21 protein-coding genes are annotated in these 26,958 nt (G+C 37.3%); 10 read left to right on the top strand and 11 right to left on the bottom strand.

What is annotated here, in order from left to right; genetic code table 11:
- Positions 1–28 precede the first annotated feature (28 nt).
- Positions 29–1,279 carry a hypothetical protein gene (locus SJY09_RS05795; RefSeq protein WP_396638016.1) on the top strand — a complete coding sequence of 417 codons (1,251 nt, stop codon included), beginning with the start codon at positions 29–31 and terminating at the stop codon, positions 1,277–1,279.
- Here SJY09_RS05795 and recG read toward each other — a convergent pair whose 3' ends face one another.
- Positions 1,280–3,412 (bottom strand): ATP-dependent DNA helicase RecG, encoded by a 2,133-nt coding sequence (recG, locus tag SJY09_RS05790; protein WP_396638015.1) that lies wholly within the window; start codon positions 3,410–3,412, stop codon positions 1,280–1,282.
- A 145-nt stretch (positions 3,413–3,557) separates the two neighbouring features.
- Here recG and SJY09_RS05785 point away from each other — a divergent pair, with 145 nt between their 5' ends.
- Positions 3,558–5,666, top strand: a complete 2,109-nt coding sequence (locus SJY09_RS05785) for a M1 family metallopeptidase (protein ID WP_396638014.1) — start codon at positions 3,558–3,560, stop codon at positions 5,664–5,666.
- Positions 5,663–6,577, top strand: coding sequence for a patatin family protein (locus SJY09_RS05780; protein ID WP_396638013.1), 915 nt, complete (start codon positions 5,663–5,665; stop codon positions 6,575–6,577). Before SJY09_RS05785 ends, SJY09_RS05780 begins: the two co-directional genes overlap by 4 nt.
- 197 nt (positions 6,578–6,774) lie before the next feature.
- Here SJY09_RS05780 and SJY09_RS05775 read toward each other — a convergent pair whose 3' ends face one another.
- Positions 6,775–7,293, bottom strand: coding sequence for a hypothetical protein (locus SJY09_RS05775; protein WP_396638012.1), 519 nt, complete (start codon positions 7,291–7,293; stop codon positions 6,775–6,777).
- A 178-nt stretch (positions 7,294–7,471) separates the two neighbouring features.
- Between SJY09_RS05775 and SJY09_RS05770 the strand changes: the two genes are divergently transcribed.
- From SJY09_RS05770 to SJY09_RS05760, 3 genes are all read left to right on the top strand, one after another.
- The gene (locus tag SJY09_RS05770; protein WP_396638011.1) at positions 7,472–8,101 is read left to right on the top strand and encodes a hypothetical protein; all 630 of its coding nucleotides are present in this window, start codon (positions 7,472–7,474) and stop codon (positions 8,099–8,101) included.
- A gap of 35 nt (positions 8,102–8,136) precedes the next feature.
- Positions 8,137–8,733, top strand: a complete 597-nt coding sequence (locus SJY09_RS05765) for a hypothetical protein (RefSeq protein ID WP_396638010.1) — start codon at positions 8,137–8,139, stop codon at positions 8,731–8,733.
- 203 nt (positions 8,734–8,936) lie between these two features.
- Entirely contained in the window at positions 8,937–9,419 is a 483-nt protein-coding gene (locus SJY09_RS05760) for a hypothetical protein (protein ID WP_396638009.1), read from the top strand.
- 233 nt (positions 9,420–9,652) lie between these two features.
- Here SJY09_RS05760 and SJY09_RS05755 read toward each other — a convergent pair whose 3' ends face one another.
- Genes SJY09_RS05755 through SJY09_RS05740 form a run of 4 tightly spaced genes read right to left on the bottom strand, consistent with a single transcriptional unit; the run spans position 9,653 to position 13,888 of the window.
- Positions 9,653–10,423 carry a hypothetical protein gene (locus SJY09_RS05755; protein ID WP_396638008.1) on the bottom strand — a complete coding sequence of 257 codons (771 nt, stop codon included), beginning with the start codon at positions 10,421–10,423 and terminating at the stop codon, positions 9,653–9,655.
- 34 nt (positions 10,424–10,457) lie between these two features.
- Entirely contained in the window at positions 10,458–12,011 is a 1,554-nt protein-coding gene (locus SJY09_RS05750) for an FMN-binding glutamate synthase family protein (RefSeq protein ID WP_396638007.1), read from the bottom strand.
- Between the two features lie 5 nt (positions 12,012–12,016).
- The gene (locus SJY09_RS05745; protein ID WP_396638006.1) at positions 12,017–13,327 is read right to left on the bottom strand and encodes an amidohydrolase; all 1,311 of its coding nucleotides are present in this window, start codon (positions 13,325–13,327) and stop codon (positions 12,017–12,019) included.
- A 9-nt stretch (positions 13,328–13,336) separates the two neighbouring features.
- Positions 13,337–13,888 (bottom strand): DsrE family protein, encoded by a 552-nt coding sequence (locus SJY09_RS05740; protein ID WP_396638005.1) that lies wholly within the window; start codon positions 13,886–13,888, stop codon positions 13,337–13,339.
- Positions 13,889–14,019: 131 nt separating this feature from the next.
- Here SJY09_RS05740 and SJY09_RS05735 point away from each other — a divergent pair, with 131 nt between their 5' ends.
- Together SJY09_RS05735 and SJY09_RS05730 are read left to right on the top strand one after the other, a co-directional pair.
- Positions 14,020–16,344, top strand: coding sequence for an ATP-dependent helicase (locus SJY09_RS05735; protein ID WP_396638004.1), 2,325 nt, complete (start codon positions 14,020–14,022; stop codon positions 16,342–16,344).
- Positions 16,345–16,420: 76 nt separating this feature from the next.
- Positions 16,421–17,041, top strand: coding sequence for an L-threonylcarbamoyladenylate synthase (locus tag SJY09_RS05730; protein ID WP_396638003.1), 621 nt, complete (start codon positions 16,421–16,423; stop codon positions 17,039–17,041).
- Between the two features lie 66 nt (positions 17,042–17,107).
- On the opposite strand, the gene SJY09_RS05725 is transcribed toward SJY09_RS05730, so the two are convergent.
- The 3 genes from SJY09_RS05725 to SJY09_RS05715 form a co-directional block, all read right to left on the bottom strand.
- Entirely contained in the window at positions 17,108–17,965 is an 858-nt protein-coding gene (locus tag SJY09_RS05725) for an OmpA family protein (protein ID WP_396638002.1), read from the bottom strand.
- A gap of 91 nt (positions 17,966–18,056) precedes the next feature.
- Positions 18,057–19,058, bottom strand: a complete 1,002-nt coding sequence (locus tag SJY09_RS05720; RefSeq protein ID WP_396638001.1) for a glycosyltransferase family 2 protein — start codon at positions 19,056–19,058, stop codon at positions 18,057–18,059.
- Between the two features lie 12 nt (positions 19,059–19,070).
- Entirely contained in the window at positions 19,071–19,517 is a 447-nt protein-coding gene (locus SJY09_RS05715) for a type I restriction enzyme HsdR N-terminal domain-containing protein (protein ID WP_396638000.1), read from the bottom strand.
- A gap of 26 nt (positions 19,518–19,543) precedes the next feature.
- Here SJY09_RS05715 and holA point away from each other — a divergent pair, with 26 nt between their 5' ends.
- The gene (gene holA, locus SJY09_RS05710) at positions 19,544–20,545 is read left to right on the top strand and encodes a DNA polymerase III subunit delta (RefSeq protein ID WP_396637999.1); all 1,002 of its coding nucleotides are present in this window, start codon (positions 19,544–19,546) and stop codon (positions 20,543–20,545) included.
- 1 nt (position 20,546) lies between these two features.
- On the opposite strand, the gene SJY09_RS05705 is transcribed toward holA, so the two are convergent.
- Positions 20,547–20,924, bottom strand: coding sequence for a DoxX family protein (locus tag SJY09_RS05705; RefSeq protein ID WP_396637998.1), 378 nt, complete (start codon positions 20,922–20,924; stop codon positions 20,547–20,549).
- Between the two features lie 650 nt (positions 20,925–21,574).
- Between SJY09_RS05705 and SJY09_RS05700 the strand changes: the two genes are divergently transcribed.
- A complete protein-coding gene (locus SJY09_RS05700; protein ID WP_396637997.1) occupies positions 21,575–24,355 on the top strand; it encodes a M16 family metallopeptidase in 2,781 nt (926 codons plus the stop codon).
- A 53-nt stretch (positions 24,356–24,408) separates the two neighbouring features.
- Here the strand turns inward: SJY09_RS05700 and SJY09_RS05695 are convergent, their stop codons facing one another.
- Entirely contained in the window at positions 24,409–26,820 is a 2,412-nt protein-coding gene (locus SJY09_RS05695) for a thiamine pyrophosphate-dependent enzyme (protein ID WP_396637996.1), read from the bottom strand.
- Between the last annotated feature and the right edge of the window lie 138 nt (positions 26,821–26,958).

The raw sequence follows: 26,958 nt of genomic DNA, 5'->3' as shown, positions 1-26,958 counted from the left end.
TTTGCTATTTTTATCAAAAATTTAAAAGATGCGCTATTTAACTAATCTATTGCTTATATTTCTCTTAGTTGGATGTAGTCCTGATACTTCAGATCCAGAACCAGAACCAGAACCAGAAATTGAACAGGAGTCTGAGAAAGAAGAAATTGAAGAGAAACTAGAGGAATCTTTCACATTTCCTTTTTCAATTACGGTTGTATTGAAGGAATTTTCAGATGCTACTAATGGGGAATTCATTTCAATTGATTTTGTTCATGCTACCTCGGAACCCTCAGTAGCTACAAATTTGACCTCTTTGGTAGGATTGGATTTGAATGCATTCATTCAAGAAAATGGACAAGAAAATGTATTGCTTTTTGCCCAAGGAGCGAATATTTTAGAAAGAGAAATTATATCATTTAATCTAGACACACGCCAAACAAACTCGATAACAAATATGGAAATATTTCCTGACTTAGAAGAATGCTTCGGGTATGGAAACCATGGTGCATCTAACGAGAACTCTTTTTTTACATTTCGATTTAACTTTTGTCCCGAAGGTGAAGCTGTTGAACCTATTGTTAGAAACTATAGTTCAATTGATAATCATTATTTTGAAAGTCTCGGTCCCTCTTTTGTAGGAGATTCACAGTATTGCGTATGGGCAAATAACGATTTTTTGTTCGTTCATTTTAATGATAAATCGAATTCTGGAAATTTTCAAGATGGTTTGATAGTCTATGATTCAAATTCCCTTGAAATTGTTTTGGAAGACAGATTTGAAGGTATGATGATACCTTTAATTGACGACAATAAGATGATTTTAAGAAGGAATCTCAATCTTTTAGATTTAATTGATTTAAAAAGTGGACAAACCATATTCTCCAATTCCGTTTTAAATTCAGAAGGCTTAATTTTTGGCCCTCGAATTGGAAAGACAGATATCCACGAGAATAAAGTGGCCTTGATGATTGCCAATTTTGATGATTTGAGATCTTATCCCGGAATTTATGATTTTCAAACCGACAGTTCAATAGTCTTGGATTCCGAGGTATATAGAGAATATTTTCGGAATAGTGGAATTCCAATACCTAATCCCATAAGGCAACCAAAAGAACACATATTTGATTTGGAGTCAGAAACTTTTGCTGTTCTTTATCATGGATTTACCCAAGGGTTTATTCAAGAAGACAATCCTGATTTTATTGGACTTGTATACATGAATTTTGATGGAGAAATTTTATATGAATATGAGTTTGAACGTAACCAATGGCTTGAACAAGTTGTAGTAAAAAGGTAATTAACTTATATAATTCCAAATATTCTTGTATTTCACTAGTTGGGCATAGGAATGCCTTATAATTAAGTTCTCTGGCTTTTCTAAGGACGGGTCCGCTTTTAAAAGCTGTAGCGCATAATAACGGGCGGTTTTTAGTATCTCATTATCCTTTACGATATCAGCGATTTTTAAGTTGAGAATTCCACTTTGTTGGGTGCCCATAATATCACCTGGTCCCCGAAGTTTTAAATCTACTTCTGCAATTTCAAAGCCATCATTGGTACGGACCATGGTTTCTAGCCTCGTTTTAGCCTCTGATGATAGTTTATGGCTGGTCATCAAAATACAAAAACTCTGGTCAGCACCACGACCCACGCGGCCACGTAATTGGTGTAATTGGGATAAGCCAAAACGTTCGGCACTTTCTATTATCATAACCGATGCATTGGGTACGTTTACCCCAACTTCTATGACGGTAGTTGCTACCATAATTTGGGTTTCCCCATTGACAAAGCGCTGCATTTCGTACTCTTTGTCTGCCGGTTTCATTTGTCCATGTACAATGGATATTTGAAATTCTGGCATTGGAAAGTCACGAACGATACTCTCATAACCGTCCATTAAATCTTTGTAGTCCAGCGCCTCTGATTCCTGTATAAGTGGATAAACGATATATATCTGCCTTCCTTTCTTAATTTCATCTCGGATAAATTGGAAAACTTTTAAACGATTGGAATCATATCTATGTACTGTTTTTATGGGTTTTCTCCCAGGAGGTAGCTCATCAATTACAGAAATGTCCAAATCACCGTACAAACTCATTGCCAGAGTTCGTGGAATGGGTGTTGCCGTCATTACAAGGATATGGGGAGGAATAGCCCCACTAGTTCCTTCTGGGGATGAGCTTCCTTTATGCCAAAGTTTGGACCGCTGTGCAACACCGAAACGATGTTGTTCATCAATTATGGCCAAACCTAAATTCTTGAACTTAACTTTATCCTCTAATAGGGCGTGCGTTCCTATAAGTATGTGAAGTTCTCCTGATTCTAATTGTTCGTGAATGGGTTTTCTGGCTGCTTGTTTTACGGAACCTGTTAAAAGCTCACAGGTTATTCCAGTACCATCAAGCAATTCGGAAATACCGGTATAATGCTGATTGGCTAAAATTTCTGTAGGCGCCATCAAACAGGCCTGGAATCCGTTATCTATGGCCAGTAGCATTGACATTACGGCCACTATGGTTTTTCCTGAACCTACATCTCCCTGTAGCAGGCGGTTCATTTGAGCATTACTTCCTAAATCTGCCCTAATTTCTTTGATGACCCTTTTTTGTGCGTTCGTTAGCTCAAAAGGTAGTTGATTTGCATAAAATTCATTGAATAAGGCGCCTACTTGGTCAAAATTATTTCCTTTTATGCGCTGTTTGTGCAGCATGTTCTTGGCAATGAGCTGCATTTGAAGGTAAAATAATTCTTCAAATTTTAACCGAAACTGGGCTTTCGCTAACAATTCCTGACTTTTGGGGAAGTGGATGTTAAAAAGTGCCTCGCTTTTTGAAATTAACTTTAGTTCTTGCCGAATGCCATCTGATAGTGTTTCTGAAAACTTGCCTTTGGTTTCCAGAAAAAGTTGCTGCATTAATTTACTTATTACACGGTTTGTTAGTCCTTTATTACTAAGTTTTTCAGTAGATGGGTAAACGGGTTGCATGTGTACTTTGAGTCCCTCTTGGTGCTCTTTTAACAATTCTAGTTCTGGATGGGGCATGGAGAAAACGCCATTGAATACATTGCATTTTCCAAAAATAACGTAGGGTGTATTTAATTTTAAATTGTCTCGAATCCATTTTTGACCACGGAACCAAACTAATTCCATCTCACCGGTATCATCTTGAAATTTAGCAATAAGTCGTGTTCCTTTTTTTTGTTCAACCGTTTTTAGATGTACTATTTTACCAATTAACTGCACATCTGCATTACTTTTTTGTAGCTGGTTTACCTTATAGTATTGGGTTTTGTCTATATACCTATTGGGGAAAAGGTTAAGGAGGTCTTGGTATACGTGAATGCCTAGTTCTGATTGTAGACTTTCTGCCCGGTTTGGGCCAACGCCTTTTAAATAAGCAACTGGTGTTTGTAGAAAACCGGCATTCATATTACGAATTTAGGGATAAGCCTATTAACCCCCAAAGGTGTACTTAAAGGTGATATCGAAAAAATACAAGCTTTAATCATAAAGTATTAAAGAGACTAATGGTCTAAAGCGTTAAATTTGGACAGGATTTTGTCGGTAAACACGTATGAAACAGCTCTTAGCCTTTACCTTTGTTTTACTTTGTTCTTTTTTATGCGCTCAGCATCAGGAAAAGGTAGATTTTATCCATGCAAATGCTACGCTAGAGCTTATTCCACAGGAGAAAAGTGTTAAAGGATTAGTGACGTATAAGTTTGAAGTGCTTGCGGATGTAGATTCAGTTTATTTAGACTCTAAGCAAATGCAATTTTCTAAAACACTACTGAATGGAAAGCCCATTGCATTGGAAAACACGGAAAGTATCATTAAGGTGCATCATCAATTTAAAGAAGGGGAACATCATGAATTGGTCCTACAATACGAGTGTACTCCAAAACAAACGGTTTATTTCTTTGGTTGGGATGATAAAATTGATGGAAACGAACAAATATGGACACAAGGCCAAGGAAAGTATACTAGCCATTGGTTGCCAAGTTTTGATGACATGCAAGAAAAGGTAGAGTTTGACTTAAAATTTAATTCAACTTTCAATAAAACATCAATTATTTCGAATGGTCGCCTGATTGAAATTAAAAGCAATCATAGTGGTGGAAATATAGTTTCATTCGATATGCAAAAACCTATGAGCAGCTATTTGTTGGCTTTTGTCATAGGGAATTATGAAAAACAACAGTTGGTCTCGGCTTCTGGGGTACCAATTGAAAATTACTATAGCTCAGCAGATAGTTTACGGGTAGAGCCTACCTATCGCTATACTAAAGAAATTTTTGATTTTTTAGAACAAGAAATTGGTTTTCCATATCCATGGCAGAATTATAAGCAAATCCCCGTTCATGATTTTTTATATGCAGGTATGGAAAACACAACAGCTACTATTTTTTCCGATACTTATGTAATTGATTCCACTGCCTTTGTAGATAAAAACTATATAAACGTAAATGCCCACGAACTGGCCCATCAATGGTTTGGTAATTTAGTTACAGAAAAAGATGGCAATCATCATTGGCTACATGAGGGCTTTGCAACCTATTATGCGTATTTAGTGGAGAAAGAGCTATTCGGAGAAGACCATTATTATTGGAAATTATTCGATACCGCGGTGCGACTAAAAAGCCTATCGGATAAGGGTGAAGGGGAGGCGTTAACCAATCATAAGGCCAGTAGCCTTACATTTTATGAAAAAGGAGCATGGACCTTAGTGATGCTTAAGGATTTGGTCGGGGATGATGCCTTTAAGCTTGGAATTAATAACTATCTAAGGAAATATCAGTATAAAAATGTTACCATTACCGATTTTCTGAACGAAATAGAACAAGCAAGCGGCTTGGACTTGTCTACTTTTAAGTCAGATTGGCTAGAGCGTAGCGTACTTCCTTTTGATAAAATGAAATCTTTCCTAAGAAATGCTTCGTCCTCCGTTAATCTCGTCTTTGAGATGGAAGAGGAATTTCAACGCATTCAAAGTGATGATGTAAACTATGAAAACTATTGGAATGCTAGTGAATCGGTTCACTTTAAGCAATATCTCATAAAAGAACACCACCGAATATTACCTGAAGAATTAATTTTTAAGGCTTTTAAAACAGACACAGTACCTATTAGACAAACTTTGGCGAAAGTCTTATATGGAATTTCGGGTGCTCGTCAATCTTCAGAAGGTTTAAAATACCGTTACGAAACGCTTCTAGAGGATGATAGTTATCTGACCACTGAAATGGCCTTGGTGAATTTATGGGCCAATTTTCCGGAAAATAGAAGTGTTTATTTAAATCGCACAAAAGATATTGTTGGTCTGCCAAATAAAAATGTACTTCTATTATGGTTGACCCTGGCCTTGGTGACCCCGGAATATGGCGGCGAAGAGAAAAATATGTATCTAAGAGAATTAACGGGTTATACTTTTCCGAGCTACAATCCGGAAGTGAGGCAGTTGGCATTTCAATATATAGCCAATATCAATGCAATGAATTTTACGGTTTACCGACAACTCATAAAGACGGCTAATCATCATTCGTGGCAATTTCGCAACTTTGCAAGGCGTTTGTTGGATGAAAAATTAAAGGATGATACCAGTAAAATGGAAATTCTAAATGCAGCAAAGGAACTAAATAGTGATGATTTACGTTATTTAAAAACCAAGTTAGATTTGCCATGAGAGCATTAGTTATTTCAGGAGGTGGGAGCAAAGGAGCCTTTGCTGGTGGGGTTGCCCAGTTTCTTTTACAGGAATCCGGTAAAAAGTACGACCTATTCGTAGGGACTTCTACAGGTAGTCTACTTATTTCGCATTTGGCTTTGGGCAAAGTTGATAAAATAAAGGAAATTTACTCCAACGTAAACCAAAAAACGATATTCAATAATTGTCCGTTCGTTGTGCGTAAAAAATACGGCATCAATGAAATATCCATAAATCATTGGAACGTGCTTAAAAATCTTATCCGGGGAAAGAAAACCTTTGGAGAAAGTGAAAATCTTAGGGATTTGATTAGAAATAGCCTTACAATTGCCGAGTTTAAAGAACTGCAAGAAAGTAACAAGGAGGTAGTGGTAACGGTTTCTAATTTGTCCTTGAACCAAGTGGAATATAAGTCTATAGACGAATGTACTTATGATGAATTCTGCGACTGGATTTGGATGTCATCTAATTACACGCCATTCATGAGTCTCGTTCGAAAAAATGGATGTGAATATGCAGATGGCGGTCTGGGTAGTATTGTTCCTATTGAAGAAGCGATCAAGAGAGGCGCTACAGAGGTAGATGTTGTGGTATTGCATACCGAAGTGAATTATATGAACCGTATGCCTTCCAGAAACCCTTTTGAACTTTTAACTACGATGCTAAGCTTTATTTTGGACCGTATAGAATATCAGAATATACGTATAGGAAAGTATGTTGCAAACCAGCATGATGCTATTATTAACCTGTATTATACGCCGACCATATTAACTACAAACTCGCTGATATTCGATAAGGCTAAAATGACACTTTGGTGGAAACGAGGTTATTTGTACGCTAAAAATAAAAATGAGGAAACTAATCCTATTGAGCCAAATGCGAATGAATAACTTTTGTAGTCGGTAGTTATTAGCTGGTAGTCTTTTGTCAGTATTTAATAGGTAGTAATTAGTAATTCGGTAAGTAGTTTGCAGTAGGCAGTATTTAGTACGTCGTTTGCGAGTTTTGTGGTCTGAGGAGATAATTTAAGGACCCGAAATTTACTCCTGCACTTACACTTAAAACTAAATCTTACAATTGGCTTTTCTTACCAAAGCTCTCCTAGTTCCTTTTTAACGAAAGCCAAGGCCGTAGCAGAAGGGGAAGCTTTCTCCATGGTTTCCGTTAGAATATCTTCACGTAATTTGTCTGCGGTTTCTGTTTCGCTCATAGCAGCTTTACGTATCATCTGTACAGTAGCGTTTTTTGCCGCTTTTATAATATTCCAGCATTCATCTGTCATATAAATTTGTTGGGACAGATTATGGTCAAACTCCGTTTCAATACTTTTTATCAATTGGTTTTCGTAGGCCGATTTATCCTGTGTTAGTGGTGCAACACGAACCACTAAACTTGGTAAGGCCATACGCTCTAAAAATAAGGCCATACGTTCATAGGCTTGTAGTCTAACGGGTAAGGTGTCTTTTTGTGAATCTTTATGTAATAGAAAGCGGCGTCTTCCTTCCTCGTTATTGGTGTGCATTCTAAAAAAGTAGAACGCTATGGCTCCTGTAACTACCGATGGTAATAGATAAGCAAAAAGTTGAAATATTTGGTCAGATGTCATGTTCGAAAATTTACTGAGTTAAAGCTAATTTATGACTCTAGAACGACCAATTTCATCAATTATTATAATACTTTATCGATGAAATGCTTAATTTTTTCCCTAAACTTATATAGAATTTGCTTTTAGCTGTTCTATGTAATTTTTATTTAAAACTGTTTGTAGAAAATGAAATTATAGTATGCGATTAAAAGTCATAAAAATCATTGGCGCTTCATTAGGATTAGTACTCTTAAACTCCTGCTATTCAAGTAGATTAGCAAACGTTCAAGAGGAGCAGGTTTATCAAGTTATAAATAGTACGTTTTTAGTACATCAAACAGATACCGCCAATATTCATTATAAATCTTATGTCGATAAGCAATTTAACCACAACTTTATAAAAAAAGAGTTAGAAAATCTTTTAGTGTCTTACCCAAATACGACAGAAATATACAGGAATAATTTCAACATTGCTCAAGCTATCGAGGATAATGAAGAGTTATCTTATAAGCGAAAAGAATATCTATTGGATAGTATTCGTCAAAATTCCGAAGTTTTTGTAACTGACTTTTTAAATGAGAGAGATATTATAGAAATGTCAAAGATGGCTGACAAGAAAATAAAATGGAATAATGAACTCCTAGCTAATAACATTAGGCTGTATAGCGATAAAAATGCAGCACAGATTTCGGTACCTGTTTTTAGTGTGGACAAGGCTGTTTGTGTCTATTTTATTCGTACTTCATTTCTTATGAAAATTTATTTTTGTAAAAAGGATAGTATGGGAAATTGGTATCTTCATGCAAATACTTGGATTTCATTTTCTTAAATCATTTATCATTGAAGCGTAAGAATTAATTTCAGATGGTAGGCATAAAGAAAAAATGGCTTTTGGTTATTCTTGTTTGTTTAGGTTGTAAATCTCAGCCAAAACCATCTTCTTATAATAGCTCAAATTCCGAAATAGCCTATGACCTATTAAACATGGTTTATGGCCAAAATAAGGGCTTGCAGGGAAGCCTTTATTACGAAACAAACAATCCTTACGACGCCTCAAGTGACTATTATAGTGATGTCCTAAAGGATGGTTTAGACCACTATATCAACTATCAAAATGAAGAAGAGATAGTTAAATGCCCCTTAGATAGTTTGTTTACCGAAATGGATAGAAAACGCTTAGACAAAAAAATAATGAATTTAAAAGTGGTACTATTATATGCTTCTAAATTTGATAACCCTAAAGCTTTAAACTATGAGATTGGTACGTATGCCGATTATCAGAATGTAGGTAAGGTGAAGAAAGCGGTTCACTTTATTAGCTTTCCAGTTATTATGAATACCGGTAATGGAACTTATGGCGTTTTTATAGACCAAACTCCCTTAGGAGGCTATATTTATATTTATCGTAAAATTGGAGCAAAGTGGAAGAAGTTATGTAGTACAACGCTATACCTTGTTTAGTAATGGGTCATTTAAAAGTGTTTATACAACAGTTTGTTATTGTCAAAAAGTGTACAATGCGATTGAGTTTAAGAAAAACTATAGTCCTATCAATATTAAGCTTGAATTTTAGTTCTTGTCTTTCGAGCAAATTAGTAACACCTCAGGAAAATGAAATGTATAAGGTTATTAATTCCACCTTAGTTCTTAATCCGAGTAACCCCATGAAAATTTATGAAAGATCATATATAGGCAAGGAATATAACGCTAATTTTATAAGGGACGAAGTGTATAATATTTTTGTATCATACGCCTATAGCACTGAAATATACCAAACTAATGCTAAGAGCTCGAAAGCTATTGAATCCAGTGAGGAAATATCTGTTGAAAGAAAAAGGGTTCTCTTGGACAGTATTAATCTAAATTTAAAACTCTCAGTATCTGACTTTCTATCTGAAAGGGACAGGGATTATATGTCTAAAATGGCGGACAAAAAACTGAAATGGAACCCTCAAAGTTTGACTTCTAAAATTTCTTTAACTAATGATACCAAAGCCATTCGTATCTCCGTTCCTGTTTTTAACCAAGACCATACGATTTCCGCTTACTTTTTGGGAAGTCCAAATGGTTTGGAATTGATTTTTTGTAAAAAGGATGAAGCTGGTGAATGGTATCGTTTTGCCGAATCCCTCGTTTGGATCTCTTAAAATGTTATGCAAAATGGAAAGCATAGCTAATTACAAACAGTAATGTAGAGGATATTATGGATTAAGGTCTTTAATCTGCTAAATAGGTTTTCTGAGTCCTATTTTGAGGAAAAAGTAACAAAAAGCTGCCATCAAATGAAGTAATCTTGCCGTTATAGTTCTTTAAGCCTCATAAAAATACCTGCGGTCGTCGGTCAATTATTTCAAAATAAGCCCTACAATCATGACACTATTTAATTCTTCATATCCGCTTTAGCTCCTTCATAAAAAGCCTTATAATCTGGATGTAGTTTTATTTGAATAGCTTCATTAAAACCCCCATCTCCGCTCATGACATTAAGGCGCGTACCACTTACCGAATTATCTTTGATTAATATTCCTGCAATGGTATTGGCTTGAGACATAGCTACATCAAATTCACCGGTTATGCTCATTCCCGTAATGGTTACGGCTGCTTTTGGACTGGCATTAATAAGTTTTGCTACGTTCGTTAGCCATTCTTTGGAAGTATCCAAAAGATTTGTGCCCAAACCGTCCGCGAAGAAAAAGTCTAGTTTTTCTGACACAATGACTACGCCTTCATTTACCTGTACCTTGGCATTTTCACCCAAGGTCTTTTTAGCATTGGTCAATATGACAAGTGCCGTGGAATCGGCGCTGGCAAACCCATCTACCAATCCCTTTAGTTGTGCCTCCTTACGTTCTAAAGTGGCAAGTGTTTTGTTTATATTCTTCGAATTTTGACTGGACAGCGCAGCAAAACTATTCAGGTTTTTTAAAAGTGTGGCATTCGCCGCTTGTAATTCAGTTACCTGATTTTGAAGCTCATCAGCTTTTAACACACTTATTTTTTCATTTTGTTCCGCTTTGGAAACAATGCGGTTTATGGAATCTAAACGGTATTTTAAATCTTGATTTTGAGCAATCAATTCACTTTTTTTCTGAGCCTGTATAGTTGAAACAAATAAAAAGAGGCATATGGAAAGGGGTAGAATTCTCTTCATAATGATACAAGTTGATTAAGAATAGGACTAAGTTTTATTTCCCGCCAAGATACGAACAGTCTTTTAATTCTTCCACACCTTTGAAGTCAACTTTAACTTTATTGTACCCGTAAGTAGAGGCTAGACTTCTGTTAAGGTCGTTGTCATCAACATTTACTTGAATATCGTCCATGGTAAATTGGCATGGATGTTCATAACCTGCTGCGTGGGTAATTTCCAGAAACTCTTTTCGGAAGGATTTGAAGTATTGTGCCAACCGGTCCGATTTTAATGGAACGTTAACTCCTTTTTGTAACCACTTATTCTGTGTGGCAATACCAGCGGGACATCTATTGGTATGGCATACTTGTGCCTGTATACAACCAATACTCATCATGGCTTCACGTGCTACATTAATGCAATCTACACCCATTGCAAAAGCCATGGCAGCTTTTGCGGGAAAACCTAACTTTCCACTACCTACAAAGACAATACGTTCGGTAAGCTTTCTATCTAAAAACACGCGATATAGACTAGAGAACCCATAAACCCAAGGTAAGGATACGTGGTCTGCAAAGGAAGGCGGGGCGGCACCGGTACCACCTTCGCCACCGTCTACTGTAATAAAATCCGGGCCTTTTCCCGTTTTTAACATCAGGTCCGCTAGTTCTTCCCATTGGTCTAATTTTCCTATCGCCCCTTTAATCCCAACTGGTAGTCCGGTTTCACTGGCAATAGCTTCGATAAGTTGCATGAGTTCCGTAACATTGGAAAAAGCTTTATGGGTTGCGGGAGATAATACATCTTTACCAACTTCAACACCTCTGATTACTGCAAGCTCTTCGGTAATTTTTGCACCAGGTAGCACACCACCTTTTCCGGGTTTTGCTCCTTGTGAAAGTTTTATTTCAATGGCTTTTATACAGGGATTGTCCGCGACCAATTTTTTCATTTTATCCATGGAAAAATTACCATCCTCGGTACGAACGCCAAAGTAACCGGTTCCAAAATGAAACACTACATCTCCTCCCTGCTTGTGATAAGGAGAAAGTCCGCCTTCCCCTGTGTTATGATAAGCCGATGCTTTATGTACCCCCTTGTTCATGGCCTCTACGGCCGCTGCGGACAGGGAGCCAAAACTCATCGCTGAAACGTTGATAATACTCGCTGGTCTATAAGGTCGTTTTCTTTTATTATAGACACCCATGACTTTTGCGCAGGGCATAAATGATTTGTCTTCGAGATTGGGATGACCTTCAGGTGCTTTATAGGCCATCATTCTATTTTTTATAAATACATGTTGATGAGCATACAAATCGCGGTCAGAACCAAAACCTTCGTAGTTGTTCTCTTGCTTTGCGGAGGCATAAATCCAACCTCTTTCAATTCTATTAAAAGGTAATTCTTCACGATTATTAGCTACGAAATACTGACGCATTTCCGGCCCTATACTTTCTAACCAGTAACGCAAGTGCCCAACTACGGGAAAATTATGTTTTATAGTATGCCTTTTTTGGACGAAAATATCCCATATGGCCACGAATACAATAAAAACAATACCATAGGCCCACCATGGAAAGTTAGCTAATACGGCAATTATTTCAGTCATTTAAATTATCCTTTCGGTTTGGTATCCAATCGTGGTGTTTTGTCGCTATTTAAGTAGTCTAAACTCATTTCCGTAAGGGTTCTTACGCCTAATAATAAGTCACTATCATCTATTTTAAAATCAGGCGTATGATGTGGGAACGATTCCGTGTTTCCAGGTGTCATTCCGCCTAAAAAGAAAAAGAAACCGGGAGCTTCCCTTTGGAAATAAGAAAAATCTTCTGCTCCGGTAATTGCTTTTTGAGTTTGGATGTTAGCCTCTCCTGCCACACGTCTCATGGTCGGTAGCATCTGCTCTACCAATTCTGGATTATTATAGGTAATATCCGTAGCGTCTTTAATTTCACAGGTAGCTTCACCACCATAGGCTTTGGCAATGGTACTAACCATTTCTACCATTCGTTTGTTCAACTTATCCTTCATATCATAATCCAACGTACGAATAGTACCTATCATTTCTGCACTTTCCGGGATAATGTTAAAACGCACTCCACTCTTAATTTTACCAACCGTGATTACGGCAGCTTCGTTTGTTAGGTTTGTTTCTCTACTGATAATGGTCTGTAGCCCGTCAATTATCTTAGCACTGATTAAAATGGGGTCAACACCGCTCCATGGTTGCGAACCGTGGCTTTGTTTTCCTTGTACTTTAATAGTGAAACTTTGGGCAGCGGCCATTGTTCCTCCAGATTTGTATCTAATGGTGCCTACTGGAGTTTGTGAATTAATGTGTAGACCAAAAATAGCATCTACTTTGGGGTTCTGCATAACACCTTCTTTAACCATAAGCCACGCTCCGCCTTCTTCACCTGGTGGTGGTCCTTCCTCAGCAGGTTGAAATATAAACTTAACGGTGCCCTTAATTTTATCCTTGTTCTTGGACATGACTTCTGCAACACCCATTAGAATAGCCGTATGTGTATCATGCCCACAGGCATGCATTACGCCTACATCCTCTCCCATAAAAGTAGAAGTCACTGTAGATTTGTAGGGTAAATCGTTACGCTCAGTTACAGGTAACGCATCAATATCCGCACGTAAGGCCACAACTTTACCGGGCATATCACCTTTCAAGAGGCCAACAACGCCCGTATGGGCTACACCCGTTTGTACTTCTATACCTAATGATTCTAAATGTTTGGCAATTTTCTCGGCCGTTTTAAATTCGCGATTTCCTAATTCAGGGTTTTGATGTATATCTCTTCGCCAATCAATAACCTTACTTTCTATAGCCTCATAATCCTTACTTAGATTGGGCCCTTGCGCTTGCATGGAAAAGACACCTAGTACTAAAGCCAATAGTCCTAATTTTTTCATAGTGTGTGTTTAAAATTTAATCAATCTATAATTTTCGTCCTGTAATTGTATCAATGCGGTCATTGCGGATAAGGAGAGCTGCACGCCATCAATCAACTCTTCTTTTGGAAAACCTCTCGAGGAAGAAGATTGTCCACAAAAAATAACCTGAGCCCCGGCTGCCATTAAATCTTGCAAGAGCTTTTCATTTGGGTTTTCAACTTTATACTTATGTTGGTAAGCTTCAGAGGTAATTACATCTTTAGATGCTTTATTATGCACTACTAGGGCTACCTTTAGCTGCTCTGAAGGAACTCCACTTTGCGCATGCATATTTAAAAAACGAGCTGCGGTTTCCAGACTTGCATTTCTTTGCGAAACATCCTCAGGTGAGTTCATGATGTCAAAAACAGCTTTGTAGGTTTTAGTGGTATCTACTTTAAAGTCCGTATTTTCTATTCGCCATACTTTACCAAACTCTTCTATAACAGGGCCACTTTGTTTAGACTGGGCTAAACAATTAGCAAAAATTCCGATAGTAAAAAGCCAAAAAAAAGAGGTTCTCAATAGTGTATGACGCATTTTCTCTAGAATAAGATGCTAAATATATTCAAATTGAAAGGAATTACCAGTTATTGTTTATAATTCTGAATAACAGCATTTCCGCTATCGCGTTATAATGGCTAAATTCACGTTCCTAAATACATAGTGAATTGAGTACGTTTATAGACGAATTAAATGAAGCCCAGAAGGCACCTGTTTTGCATAAGGATGGTCCCTTAATGGTAATCGCTGGTGCCGGTTCTGGTAAGACAAGGGTGCTTACTTATAGAATAGCCCATTTAATGGCGCAAGGAGTAGATTCCTTTAATATTTTGGCATTGACCTTTACCAATAAGGCCGCGCGGGAAATGAAAAAACGTATCGCGGATATCGTTGGTACTTCCGAAGCTAAGAATCTTTGGATGGGCACCTTTCACTCCGTTTTTGCCAAATTACTTCGCTTTGATGGAAACAAACTTGGCTACCCAAGTAACTTCACTATTTACGATACACAAGATTCACAAAGACTTATAGCTTCCATTATTAAAGAAATGGGGTTGGATAAGGATATCTACAAATACAAACAGATTCAGAATAGGATATCTTCTTTTAAAAACAGTCTTATAACGGTCAAGGCTTATTTTAATAACCCGGAACTCATGGAAGCAGATGCCATGTCCAAAAGGCCTAGGGTAGGGGATATTTATCAGAATTATGTGGACCGTTGTTTTAAGGCCGGTGCTATGGATTTTGATGACTTATTGCTAAGGACCAATGAGTTGTTGACTCGATTTCCGGATGTTCTCATGAAATATCAAGATAGGTTCCGGTATATTTTGGTAGACGAGTATCAAGATACGAACCACTCGCAATATTTAATCGTTAAAGCTTTGGCCGACCGTTTTCAAAATATTTGTGTGGTGGGGGATGATGCACAGAGTATCTATTCTTTTAGAGGCGCTAATATTAGTAATATTTTAAATTTTCAACGAGATTATGACAATGTAGGAATGTACCGTTTAGAGCAGAATTATCGCTCTACTAAAAACATTGTGAATGCTGCAAATTCTATAATCGCCAAGAATAAAAATCAACTAGAGAAAGTAGTATGGACGGCAAATGACGAAGGTGCAGCCATAAAAATACATCGAAGTATAACAGATGCCGAGGAAGGTAGGTTTGTAGCGGGTTCCATTTGGGATAACAAGATGCAGAATCAGTTGACCAATGGTGAATTTGCCGTGTTATATCGTACCAATTCACAGTCTAGGGCAATTGAGGACGGTTTACGTAAAAGAGATATACCTTATAGAATCTACGGAGGGCTCTCTTTTTATCAAAGAAAGGAAATAAAAGATGTCCTATCCTATCTAAGACTAGTTATTAACCCTAAAGATGAAGAGGCGCTAAAGCGCATCATCAATTTTCCGACAAGAGGTATCGGTCAGACTACCATAGATAAACTCGTAGTGGCAGCAAATCACTACGATAGGTCCATTTTTGAGGTCATGGAGAATATTGCTAAAATAGACCTTAAAATAAATTCGGGTACCAAAAGGAAATTGGAGGATTTCGTGACCATGATCAAGAGTTTTCAAATCATGAACGAAGGAGCGGACGCCTTTACCTTAGCAGAGCATATTTCTAAAAAAACGGGGATACTTTTAGAATTCAAAAAAGACGGTACTCCGGAAGGTATTGCCAAAATGGAGAATATTGAAGAACTACTGAACGGTATAAAAGATTTTGTAGAGGGGCAAAAGGAACTGGCCGATGCTACAGGTGGTTTAAATGAATTTTTAGAGGATGTTGCGCTTGCTACCGATTTAGATAATGATACCGGAGATGATGACCGTGTGGCGTTAATGACCATTCATTTGGCTAAAGGTCTTGAGTTTCCCTATGTGTATATTGTAGGTATGGAAGAGGATTTGTTCCCTTCTGCGATGAGTATGAACACGAGAAGCGAATTGGAAGAAGAGCGCAGGCTCTTTTATGTAGCCCTGACTAGAGCCGAAAAACAGGCCTATTTAACTTACACGCAGAATAGATATCGTTGGGGTAAATTAATAGATGCGGAACCGAGTCGGTTCTTAGAGGAGATTGATGAGCAGTATGTTGAGAATTTAACTCCGGTAGATGGTGGCTATCGGTATAAATCGTTGATAGATGCGGATATTTTTGGGGAGGTAGACAAATCCAAGCTGCGACAGGTAAAACCCAAGGCAGGTACACCTCCTCTTGTAGGGCAGCCGAATTTAAATCAACTAAAAAAGTTACGTAAAATAAAACCAGAACTATCAAGACCAGTGGGGAATACAAATGAAATAGACCCTAATTTGGCAGAGGGGTCATTGGTGAACCATACCCGTTTTGGACGGGGCAAGGTATTGAAGATTGAAGGAGCAGGAAATGATAGAAAAGCAGAAATTAAGTTCGATAAAGGAGATGTGAAGAAACTTTTATTGCGTTTTGCCAAGCTAGAGGTGCTTTAGGTTTTTGTGGAATTATTCCATCTTAGAAATTTGAAAATAACTGAAATAGGATTTATCTTATAAGAATAAATGGTCTATGGCAGAGTTTATTAAAATATACGAGGAGAACCCAAACCCAAAGGAAATTAATAGGGTGGTGCAAACGCTTCGCAAAGGTGGTTTGGTCATTTACCCTACGGATACTGTTTACGGACTGGGTTGCGATATTACCAATTCTAGAGCCTTGGAAAAGTTGGCGCGTATAAAAGGCATTAAACTTGCTAAAGCAAACTGGTCATTTCTTTGTGCGGATTTAAGTAATCTTTCCGATTATGTACGTCAAATAGATACCGCTACTTTCAAAATATTAAAGAGAGCATTGCCAGGCCCCTACACTTTTATTTTACCCGGAAACAATAACTTACCCAAAGACTTCAAAAAGAAAAAAACTGTTGGAATCAGAGTTCCGGACAATAGTATAGCCCTTGCTTTGGTCAAGGCTTTGGGACATCCTATAGTTTCTACTTCTATTCGTGATGATGACGATGTTCTTGAATACACTACGGACCCTGAGCTTATTTATGAGAAATGGGGTAACCTTGTAGATGTTGTTATCGATGGAGGCTATGGTGGTAATGTAGGCTCTACGATAATTGACCTCTCAGAAGGTCATCCAGAGGTAGTAAGAGAAGGAAAGGGAAGTCTAGATATTCTTTAATATTTCAAATATGGTCATAAAAAAAGCGGTTCTAACAGAACCGCTTTTCTTTAAATTTCTATGGAATTACTTTCCTCCAATCGCGGGATCTTTCATTCCTTCTTCAATCATACTGTAGAACTGGTCAATTTTTGGAAGAACAACAATTCTAGTTCTTCTATTTTTAGATTTCTCTGTTGTAGATACCGGTACAAATTCCGCTCTACCTGCAGCCGTCATACGCTTAGGGTCAACATTGAAATCGTTCTGTAAAATTCGAACAACAGCAGTTGCACGTTTTACACTTAAATCCCAGTTGTCCAATAACACACCATTCTTTCTGTAAGGCACATCATCTGTGTGACCCTCTACCATAAACTCAAAATCTGGCTTATTGTTTACAACTTTGGCTACTTTTCCAAGTACTTCCTTAGCTCTACTGGTTACATTATAACTTCCACTGCTGAATAATAATTTATCGGAAATAGAAACGAAAACAACACCTTTTTCAACGCTGATTTCAATGTCTTCATCATCCAGGTTTCCTAGAACACCTTTTAAACTTTGAACTAGAGATAGATTTACAGAGTCCCTTCTCGTAATCGCATCGTTTAATTTACGAATAGTCAAATCTTTCTCTTGCAAACTCTCTAAAGACTTCTCAAGATTTTCAGCGCCTTTGGTAGTTAAGGTCGTCAAGTTGCCCATGTTATTGATAAGCTCTTGATTGTTAGACTTTAAAAATGCATTCTGATCTTCCAGAGTTTGTAGTCTAGAAGCTGCAGTTGCTTTCTCTTCTAGGCAGTCATTTAATTTTACCGTAGCCGAGTTTAATAAATCTTGCGTTTCTTTTTGCTTTGCTTCGAGGTCCGCATATTTCTTCTGTGATACACAAGAAGATAATAAAAGGGTTACTCCAAGACATCCTAAAATGAGTTTTTTCATAATTGTTTAACTATATTAATGTTTGTTATTTACTTAAATTTTAACAATTTCAAAATTATATATTTTGTAATCCGCTAAACCTACTTCTTAGTTAATCTTTTACTAAAATGTTAAAATTCTTTACCTGATGTACGAAATAAGACCACACTATGGATTTTGTAGTGTAGTATTTTAATAAAAATTTAGACTTTTCCCGTTTTTTGTACATCCCTCTAAATTGTCTGTAGAAACTGAAGTGCGCTCTAAGAATGGCTAAAAAGTGTTTAAACCTAAATTGAAAAATAAAACGTATTGCAGCAATACCATCAAGTAGTAACCGAATAAAAATGATAATGAAAGCCTTATGAATAGGTAGGTTCTTCGTAATTGAAAAGAGAGAGTTTCTGAAATTTAGATACGTTTTTTTCGGGTTCATATTACTTAAAGTAGAGCCGCCCAAGTGGTATACTTTAGTGGTGCCGATATAATACACTTTATGCCCTTGGTTTTTAGCGCGCCAGCAAAAGTCTACCTCCTCTTGATGCGCAAAGTAATCGGCATCAAAACCATTTAATTCTGAAAACACGGCTTTCCTTACGAACATACATGCTCCTGTGGCCCAAAATATCTCCTTAGTGTCATCGTATTGACCCTCATCTTTTTCTAAAGTTTGAAAAATTCTACCACGGCAAAATGGATACCCTAATTGATCAATAAAACCACCAGCGGCACCAGCGTATTCAAAATATTCTTTATTAAGAAGGTCTAAAATTTTTGGTTGTATTATGGCTGCTTTTGGTAAGGTGTTAAAAGCTTCTGGTATGGGGGCCAGCCAATCTTCGGTGACTTCTACATCTGAATTTAACAAACAAAAAATATCCGCATCAACCCGTTGTAATGCTTCATTATAACCTTGCGCAAAGCCACCATTTGTACTGTTTTTAATAATCTTAATTTCAGGGTATCGCTTTTCCAGAAATTCAATAGACCCGTCCGTGGAGGCGTTGTCCGCTACATAAATGGTTGCATCCCTGGAAAATTTAACCACTGAGGGAAGAAAACGCTCCAAAAGCACTTCTCCATTCCAGTTTAATATGACTACGGCTATTTTCAAAATGATGACAAATTAACGGCTAAATTCAGGAATCTGCTTTAAAAATTCATATTTTTCATCAGTTTTACTCATTTGACAATAGAAATGAGATACACCGTTCGTAACCATTAAGTAGGTAGCATCTAAATCTATATTGTACTGCGCAATTTGATCAAAGGTTTTTTGTGTTATTTTTATTTTTGGTGCTTTACATTCTACTAAAAGATGAATAGTACCATCAGCATTGAATACAACAATGTCGTATCTTTTTTTTAAGCCATTAAGTACAATTTGCTTTTCAACATTAACGTGGCTTTGTGGATATCTCTTATCGTTTAAGAGATAGTTAATTACATGTTGGCGTACCCATTCCTCTGGAGTAAGTACCACAAACTTTTTCCTTATTAGATCAAAAATGAGGGCTTTATTTTGACTATTTTTGACCCTAAAGTTGTAACTGGGAAAGTTAAGCGGTTGCATATTGCAAAATTGATGATTTTTTCCGAATGGATGAAGCACTACAGATTGTTAATGATATTCGAAAAGGGATTATAAAACCTATCTATTTTCTTTTTGGGGAGGAAGCTTATTTTATTGATAAGATATCTGACTATATTGGAAATAAAATACTCACTGAAGAGGAGAAAGGTTTTAATCAAATGGTGTTGTATGGTAAAGATGTTTCCATAGAAGATATTGTTGGCAATGCAAAACGTTATCCAATGATGGCAGACCGTCAAGTGGTTATTATAAAAGAGGCCCAGCATTTATCCAGAAGCATCGAGAGGTTAACCAGCTATGTTGAAAATCCTCAGGAAACCACTGTACTTGTTATCTGTTATAAGTATAAAAAATTAGATAAGCGCAAGGCCTTATATAAAGCTATTAAGAAAGGTGGCGTAGTCTTTGAAAGCAAAAAACTCTATGAGAACCAAGTTACGGAATGGTTGAGGAAAACACTTCTTTCTAGCGGTTACTCCATATCTCACAAAGCGGCTATTTTATTGGTGGAATTTTTAGGTACTGATTTAAGCCGGATTAATAACGAGCTGTCTAAACTAAAATTGGTACTTCCTGAAAAAAGTGAAATAACACCCCAAGATATTGAAGAGCATATTGGAATAAGTAAGGACTATAATAATTTTGAATTGAAAAAAGCTATCGGAGAACGTAATGTGGTCAAAGCTACCAAAATCATCACCTATTTTGCTCAGAACCCCAAGAATAATCCATTTGTTTTAACGGTAACCTTACTTAACTCTTTTTTTTCGCAACTACTTCAATATCATGGCTTAACAGACCATTCTCCAAAGAGTGTGGCCAGTGCTTTACGAATTAACCCTTACTTTGTGGGTGAATTTCAAACTGCAGCCAGAAATTATCCAATGAAAAAGGTAAGCCAAATCATATCTTATTTAAGAGAATTGGACTTAAAAGGTAAAGGTGTTGGTGCTACTAATGTCAATCAAGCGGATTTATTAAAGGAACTGCTAGTAAAAATCTTATAAGCTATTTTTTATCAATACTAAATTTCCCAGGGCCTAATAATGCGATGGTAATGAACGCCACAAGATAGAAAAGGGCCTTTTCCTTCGTGCCAAATGGGTCTTCCCCATGCACGATAACAGTGGCTACGAACATCGTAATTGCTGCTGGTATAGCTGCCCATCTCGTCTTAAAGCCTATAATGATAAGTATTGGACAAACAAATTCTCCTATGACCGCCAAAAATAGGGAAGGAGCCGCACCAATACCGAGTGGGTTACCAAACTCAAAATTACCGGCAATTAGTTTTTGGAATTTAGGAAGACCGTGAAAAAGCATCATAGCAGAAATTGTTATTCTGAAAAAAGCTAATCCAATATCTTTTAAGAGGGAATTTTTCATGATATTTAAATTAATCTTTCTAAAAGTATCGCTTTTTAAGGCTCCTTCAAAATAATGAGGAGCTCATCTACAAGTTTATTGGCATTTTCAATATTGAAATATAAAAGAGGTTTTATTTTCAACACACTTTCGTAGGTACCATCTGTGCTAATTAGCATATTTTTCTCACGTAGCTTGTTCTTTATGTCTGCTGCTAATGCTGTGTGAGGTTCCCCATTAGGTTTAGTAATTTCTACTCCTAAAAAAATCTTCACCACGCACATCAGCAATTTGGTTAAAATGTTTTTGTAGTTGCTTTAGTTTCGGGATAAGGCTTTATATCTTTAACCTATAAAACTTACTTTAACATGGTTTTTTGATTATTTAAAACCTATAGGAATTTCCCAAAGTATCTTTCCATGTAATTGAATTAATACTCAATTATTTTCTGAAAAGTGTTTATACTTTCCTCTGTTCACGGTAAATTTTCATAATCTGGTTTGCTTTTCTGATGATTAGCTCAATTACAAATACGTGGGTTAAAGGACAAAATCTAAATTAAGGTTTTTCTAAACAGATAAACTTTGTTTTATTGCTATAAAGAAGCAATTATAATTGTTCTAAAACCAACGAAATCATATATTTACGATGAATCAAAAAATAAGAACAACATGAAAAAATTACTTCTCCTTTTATTAGTTGCAACATGGGGTACTACGCAGTTCTATGCACAGGATTTTGAGTTTAAGGCAAATCAAATAGACATCAAGTATGAACGCTTTGTATTACCGAATGGCCTTACTTTATTAGTACATGAAGACCATAAGGCACCAATTGCCGCCGTAAATGTTTGGTACCATGTTGGCTCTAAAAACGAAAAACCCGGAAAAAGTGGTTTTGCACATCTTTTTGAACACTTAATGTTCAATGGAAGTGAAAATTTCAACGATGACTATTTTCAAGCACTAGAACGAATTGGTGGAACCGACCTGAACGGTACTACAAATTCTGATAGAACCAACTATTTCCAGAACGTACCCGTGTCCGCGTTGGATCAGGTATTGTTCCTAGAATCGGATAGAATGGGACATTTATTGGGAGCTATTGACCAAGCTAAGTTAGATGAACAGCGTGGTGTTGTACAAAATGAAAAGCGGCAAGGCGAAAATCAACCTTACGGAAAACAATGGGATTACTTAACAAAAGCCATGTATCCTAAAGGGCATCCCTACTCTTGGACCGTTATTGGTGAAATGGAGGATTTGAATGCAGCTTCCTTAGAAGATGTACAAGAATGGTTTAAATCGTATTACGGTGCTGCAAATGCCGTTGTTGCCGTAGCAGGGGATATTGACCCGCAAGAAGTATATCAAAAAGTATTGAAATATTTTGGGGACATACCATCGGGTCCAACAATTGAAAGACAAGAAATCAATATTCCTACCAAGACCAACGATACTTATCAAGTTTATCAGGATAGAGTGCCTGAGACACGTATTCTTTTTGCATGGAATTCTCCTGAATTTGGATCAAGGGAGGATTTACATTTCGATTTGATATCGTCTATCCTAACAACAGGTAAAAATTCTAGATTGTATAAAAGACTGGTTTATGAAGACCAGTTGGCCAGTTCTGTCGTTTCTTTTCAGGCTTCCAGTGAAATCGCGAGTCGTTTTATTACCTGGGCCAATGTAAAGCCGGGTGAGGATGAGGAAAAGGTTCAAGAAATTATGATGCAAGAATTGACAAGGTTAATAAACGAAGGTCCCTCTGAAAAAGAGCTAAAGCGAGTTAAAGCGGCTTATTTTTCCGGTTTTATTAAAGGTTTGGAAAGAATTGGAGGTTTTGGTGGTGTTTCTGATATTTTAGCTTCTAACGAAACCTATCACGGAGATGCATCTTATTATAAAACACAACTGAAATATGTTGAGGACGCTACTATTGCCGATTTAAGGAAGACAGCCCAGAAATGGTTATCTCAAGGAAAACATGTTTTGGTCTGTAATCCTTTCCCAGAGTATGCTGTGGAGAAGAGTGCTGTCGATCGCTCTAAGCTTCCAGAACTTGGACCTACCAAAACATCTAAGTTTCCTACTTTAGAACGCACCAAATTATCCAATGGACTAAATGTGGTCTTGGCTAAACGGGCTGGCGTTCCCACTGTGGTAATGAATTTAATGTTCAATGCAGGGTATAAAACGGATTTTCTATCTAGCCCAGGAACTGCGGATTTGGCAATGAATCTCCTGGACGAAGGAACTAAGGATATGAATTCACTTCAGATAAACGAGCAATTGCAATTGTTGGGTGCCAGTCTTTCTACATTTTCAAGTCAGGATAATTCCAATGTTTATTTGAATACCTTAAAACCTAGTATGGATGCCAGTATTGATTTGTTCGCTGATGTTGTTTTGAATCCTGCTTTCCCGCAAAGCGAATTCGACCGATTGAAAAGTGAACAAATTAATGCCATAAAACAAGAGAAATCTCAGCCGATTTCCATGGCATTGCGTGTTATGAACAAATATTTGTACGGAGAGGGTCATCCTTACAGTAATCCTTACACTGGTACGGGATATGAAGAAACTGTTGCTAATTTGACGAGAGACAATATTGAGGAGTTCTATAAAACTTGGATCAGACCTAATAACGCTACGCTAGTTGTAACAGGTGATGTTGAAATGACATCACTTAAAAATAAATTAGAAAAAGCATTTGGAAAATGGAAGAAAGCAGCTATTCCAGCTATTGCCTTTTCTGAACCTAAGGTAAATTCGAAGAATACACTCTACCTAATGGATAGGCCAGAATCAGAGCAATCTGTTATCCTTGCAGGACACTTAACGAGTAAATATGGAGCTATTCCTCAGATTGCCCTGGAACAAATGGTCAGTATTTTAGGCGGCGACTTTACCTCTAGGATCAACATGAACCTGAGGGAAGATAAACATTGGGCCTATGGTGCTGGCGGTTTTGTAATAGGCGCTAAGGAAGAACGCCCTTTTATTGTGTATGCTCCTGTACAAACGGATAAATCTGCTGAATCCGTGACCGAATTAAGAAAAGAGATTTCGGAGTTTATTTCAACCAGACCGGTTACTCAGGAAGAATTGGACAAAGTAAAAACAAATCAAGTATTGCGTTTGCCAGGACAATGGGAGACCAATAGTTCCGTAAATAGTTCTGTTGTAGATCTTGTTAAATATGATTTACCGGATGATTATTATCAGAATTATGATAGTAATGTGCGTAACCTATCCCTGAAGGAAGTACGAGATGTGAGTAAAAGCGTGGTAAAACCAGATGCCGTTAATTGGTTTATGGTCGGTGATAGAGCAAAAATAGCGGATAAGTTGGATGAACTTGGTTTTGATGCCATTATAGAAATTGATGCAGATGGCAAGCCTAAGATGCCCGCAATGAAAGAAAGCGATTCGGGTATTAAGAACTAAGTATAGTTTTTGAATTAAAAATCCCGCATTTAGCGGGATTTTTTTATCCGATATTATCGTAGTTTGGGATAATCGTTAGGGTTCGCTTCATGCATAATGGCATATACTTTTTCGAAAATATCCTCTGAATTCGGTTTTGAAAAATAGTCCCCATCCGTACCATAGGCAGGTCTGTGCGCCCTGGCAGTTAGTGTTTGGGGAGCACTATCCAAGAAACGGTATGCACCTTGTTTTTCGACGATTTCATTTAAAATATAAGCGGAGCATCCGCCAGGCACATCTTCGTCTATTACTAATAATCTATTTGTTTTTTCTACACTTTTTACGACATCTTCCCTAATATCAAAAGGTAACAAAGTTTGTGCATCAATGATTTCAGCATCAATACCAACTTCCTGAAGTTCAAAAGCAGCTTGTTCTACGATTCTCAAAGTTGACCCGTATGATACCAATGTTATGTCAGCCCCTTGTTTTATTGTCTCTACGACCCCTATCGGCGTGCAAAACTCTCCTAAGTTATTCGGTTTAGGTTCTTTTAAGCGATAACCATTTAAACTTTCTATAACCAGCGCAGGTTCATCGCTCTTCATTAATGTATTGTAAAAACCGGCAGCCTGGGTCATATTTCTAGGTGCTAGGATGTACATGCCCCTTAACAAATGAATTAGACCGCCCATTTCTGAACCCGAGTGCCAAATACCTTCTAAGCGATGCCCTCTGGTTCTTACGATTAGTGGTGCTTTCTGCTTTCCTTTCGTGCGATACAGAAGACTTGCTAAATCGTCGGTCAATGTAGAAAGGGCATAAAATATATAATCCAAATATTGTATTTCTGCAATAGGGCGGAGGCCTCTTAGTGCCATTCCTATACCTTGACCTATTATGGTAGTTTCACGAATACCGGTGTCTGCAATTCTAAGCGCACCGTACTTCTCTTGAAGACCTTCAAGTCCTTGATTTACATCACCTATAGCCCCAGTATCTTCCCCAAAAATCAAGGCATTGGGATTTTTTTCAAACAGTTTGTCAAAATTATCCCTGAGTATTACTCTGCCATCTACTTGTTCCGAAGCTTCTGTGTAGCTTGGTTTAATACTGGCTATCTTGGTCGCATTATTTTCATTTTCGCTATATAAATGTGAACTGAACTTTGTTTGTTCTTCTTCCAGAAAACCTGAAGTCCATTTTAGTAATGCTTGTCTTTCAGCGGATGTTTCACCAATTAAATACCGCAATGATTTTCTTGCGGTACTAGCGATATCTTTTTTTATGGGTTCTTCAATTGCTATCAGATCGTTCTTTAATCTAACAATAAAATTCTTGTTTGGACTTTTGGACGCTGCCTTATTCAACAGATGAACTAAACTTTTTTTAGCGGTTTGGTTCTCTTCTAAAAACTCTGACCAGGCTTCTTTCTTAGCTTCTCTGACACTCCTTTTTATTTGTTTTTCAAGACTTTCTAACTCCTCAAGAGTAGCAATGCCAGATTCAATAATCCACTCTTTAAATCTTTTATTACAATCATTGTCACGTTCCCATGCCAATCGCTTGTCGTCTTTGTAACGCTCATGAGAACCGGAGGTGGAATGCCCTTGCGGTTGTGTAAGTTCTGTTACATGGATCAATACAGGCACATGTTCTTGTCTTGCGATATCCGATGCATTTTCATAAGCATGCATTAATGCCGTATAATCCCAACCTTTAACTTTTAAAATCTCAAAACCTTTATGATTTTCATCTCTTTGAAATCCTGATAATATTTTAGAAATGTCTTCTTTGGTAGTATGGTGCTTTGCTGGTACGGATATGCCATATTCATCATCCCAAACGCTAACGACCATGGGTACTTGCAGTACTCCGGCCGCGTTGATGGTTTCCCAGAACATACCTTCGCTGGTGCTTGCGTTTCCTATAGTGCCCCAAGCTACTTCATTACCCTCTACCGAAAATTTAGAAGTATCTATTCCTGATACATTTCTATAAATCTTGGAGGCCTGCGCCAATCCCAATAACCTTGGCATTTGTCCCGCAGTACATGAAATATCGGAACTACTGTTCTTTTGTTTGGTTAAATCCTTCCAACTTCCGTCCTCGTTTAAACTGTAGGTCAAAAAATGACCGCCCATTTGTCTGCCAGCACTCATAGGTTCCTTTTCCATATCCGTAGTGGCATACAGCCCATGGAAAAAGTCTTTTGGTTTAAGGTGACCCAAGGCCATCATAAAGGTTTGATCTCTATAATAACCACTTCTGAAGTCACCGTTTCTAAACGATTTTGCCATGGCTAGCTGAGGCAGTTCCTTACCATCGCCAAAGATTCCGAACTTGGCTTTACCAGTTAAAACTTCTTTTCTTCCTAGTAAACTACAGGACCTGCTGAGAAAAGCAACTTTATAATCGCTTATGATTTGCTCTTTGAAGTCGTCAAACGAGATATCATTGCTAGTTTTGGAAGATACGTCCATATAATTTGGCTATTTCTGCAAAATTACCGAAACCAAAGCATTTTAGCAATAGTGATATGTCTTAATTATTTGAATTTTTGTTAAAAATATGACTAATTAATTAACAAATAGTCAGATTATAGATAATTAATGGTTCTT

The sequence above is a fragment of the Maribacter sp. R77961 genome (genome assembly GCF_044594925.1).
GTDB lineage: Bacteria > Bacteroidota > Bacteroidia > Flavobacteriales > Flavobacteriaceae > Maribacter.
The sequence above is the reverse complement of the archived record's forward strand: the minus strand, read 5'-3'. Positions and strand labels throughout refer to the sequence as shown.

What these genes read in the sequence shown, in the direction of transcription:
- SJY09_RS05795 (WP_396638016.1), top strand. Translation starts at nt 29, where the DNA reads ATGCGCTATTTAACTAATCTATTGCTTATATTTCTCTTAGTTGGATGT.
- SJY09_RS05775 (WP_396638012.1), bottom strand. Translation starts at nt 7,293, where the DNA reads ATGACATCTGACCAAATATTTCAACTTTTTGCTTATCTATTACCATCG.
- SJY09_RS05745 (WP_396638006.1), bottom strand. Translation starts at nt 13,327, where the DNA reads ATGAAAAAATTAGGACTATTGGCTTTAGTACTAGGTGTCTTTTCCATG.
- SJY09_RS05740 (WP_396638005.1), bottom strand. Translation starts at nt 13,888, where the DNA reads ATGCGTCATACACTATTGAGAACCTCTTTTTTTTGGCTTTTTACTATC.
- SJY09_RS05770 (WP_396638011.1), top strand. Translation starts at nt 7,472, where the DNA reads ATGCGATTAAAAGTCATAAAAATCATTGGCGCTTCATTAGGATTAGTA.
- SJY09_RS05785 (WP_396638014.1), top strand. Translation starts at nt 3,558, where the DNA reads ATGAAACAGCTCTTAGCCTTTACCTTTGTTTTACTTTGTTCTTTTTTA.
- SJY09_RS05695 (WP_396637996.1), bottom strand. Translation starts at nt 26,820, where the DNA reads ATGGACGTATCTTCCAAAACTAGCAATGATATCTCGTTTGACGACTTC.
- SJY09_RS05780 (WP_396638013.1), top strand. Translation starts at nt 5,663, where the DNA reads ATGAGAGCATTAGTTATTTCAGGAGGTGGGAGCAAAGGAGCCTTTGCT.
- SJY09_RS05705 (WP_396637998.1), bottom strand. Translation starts at nt 20,924, where the DNA reads ATGAAAAATTCCCTCTTAAAAGATATTGGATTAGCTTTTTTCAGAATA.
- SJY09_RS05730 (WP_396638003.1), top strand. Translation starts at nt 16,421, where the DNA reads ATGGCAGAGTTTATTAAAATATACGAGGAGAACCCAAACCCAAAGGAA.
- SJY09_RS05755 (WP_396638008.1), bottom strand. Translation starts at nt 10,423, where the DNA reads ATGAAGAGAATTCTACCCCTTTCCATATGCCTCTTTTTATTTGTTTCA.
- SJY09_RS05725 (WP_396638002.1), bottom strand. Translation starts at nt 17,965, where the DNA reads ATGAAAAAACTCATTTTAGGATGTCTTGGAGTAACCCTTTTATTATCT.
- SJY09_RS05700 (WP_396637997.1), top strand. Translation starts at nt 21,575, where the DNA reads ATGAAAAAATTACTTCTCCTTTTATTAGTTGCAACATGGGGTACTACG.
- SJY09_RS05750 (WP_396638007.1), bottom strand. Translation starts at nt 12,011, where the DNA reads ATGACTGAAATAATTGCCGTATTAGCTAACTTTCCATGGTGGGCCTAT.
- SJY09_RS05765 (WP_396638010.1), top strand. Translation starts at nt 8,137, where the DNA reads ATGGTAGGCATAAAGAAAAAATGGCTTTTGGTTATTCTTGTTTGTTTA.
- SJY09_RS05760 (WP_396638009.1), top strand. Translation starts at nt 8,937, where the DNA reads ATGAAAATTTATGAAAGATCATATATAGGCAAGGAATATAACGCTAAT.
- holA (WP_396637999.1), top strand. Translation starts at nt 19,544, where the DNA reads ATGGATGAAGCACTACAGATTGTTAATGATATTCGAAAAGGGATTATA.
- SJY09_RS05715 (WP_396638000.1), bottom strand. Translation starts at nt 19,517, where the DNA reads ATGCAACCGCTTAACTTTCCCAGTTACAACTTTAGGGTCAAAAATAGT.
- recG (WP_396638015.1), bottom strand. Translation starts at nt 3,412, where the DNA reads ATGAATGCCGGTTTTCTACAAACACCAGTTGCTTATTTAAAAGGCGTT.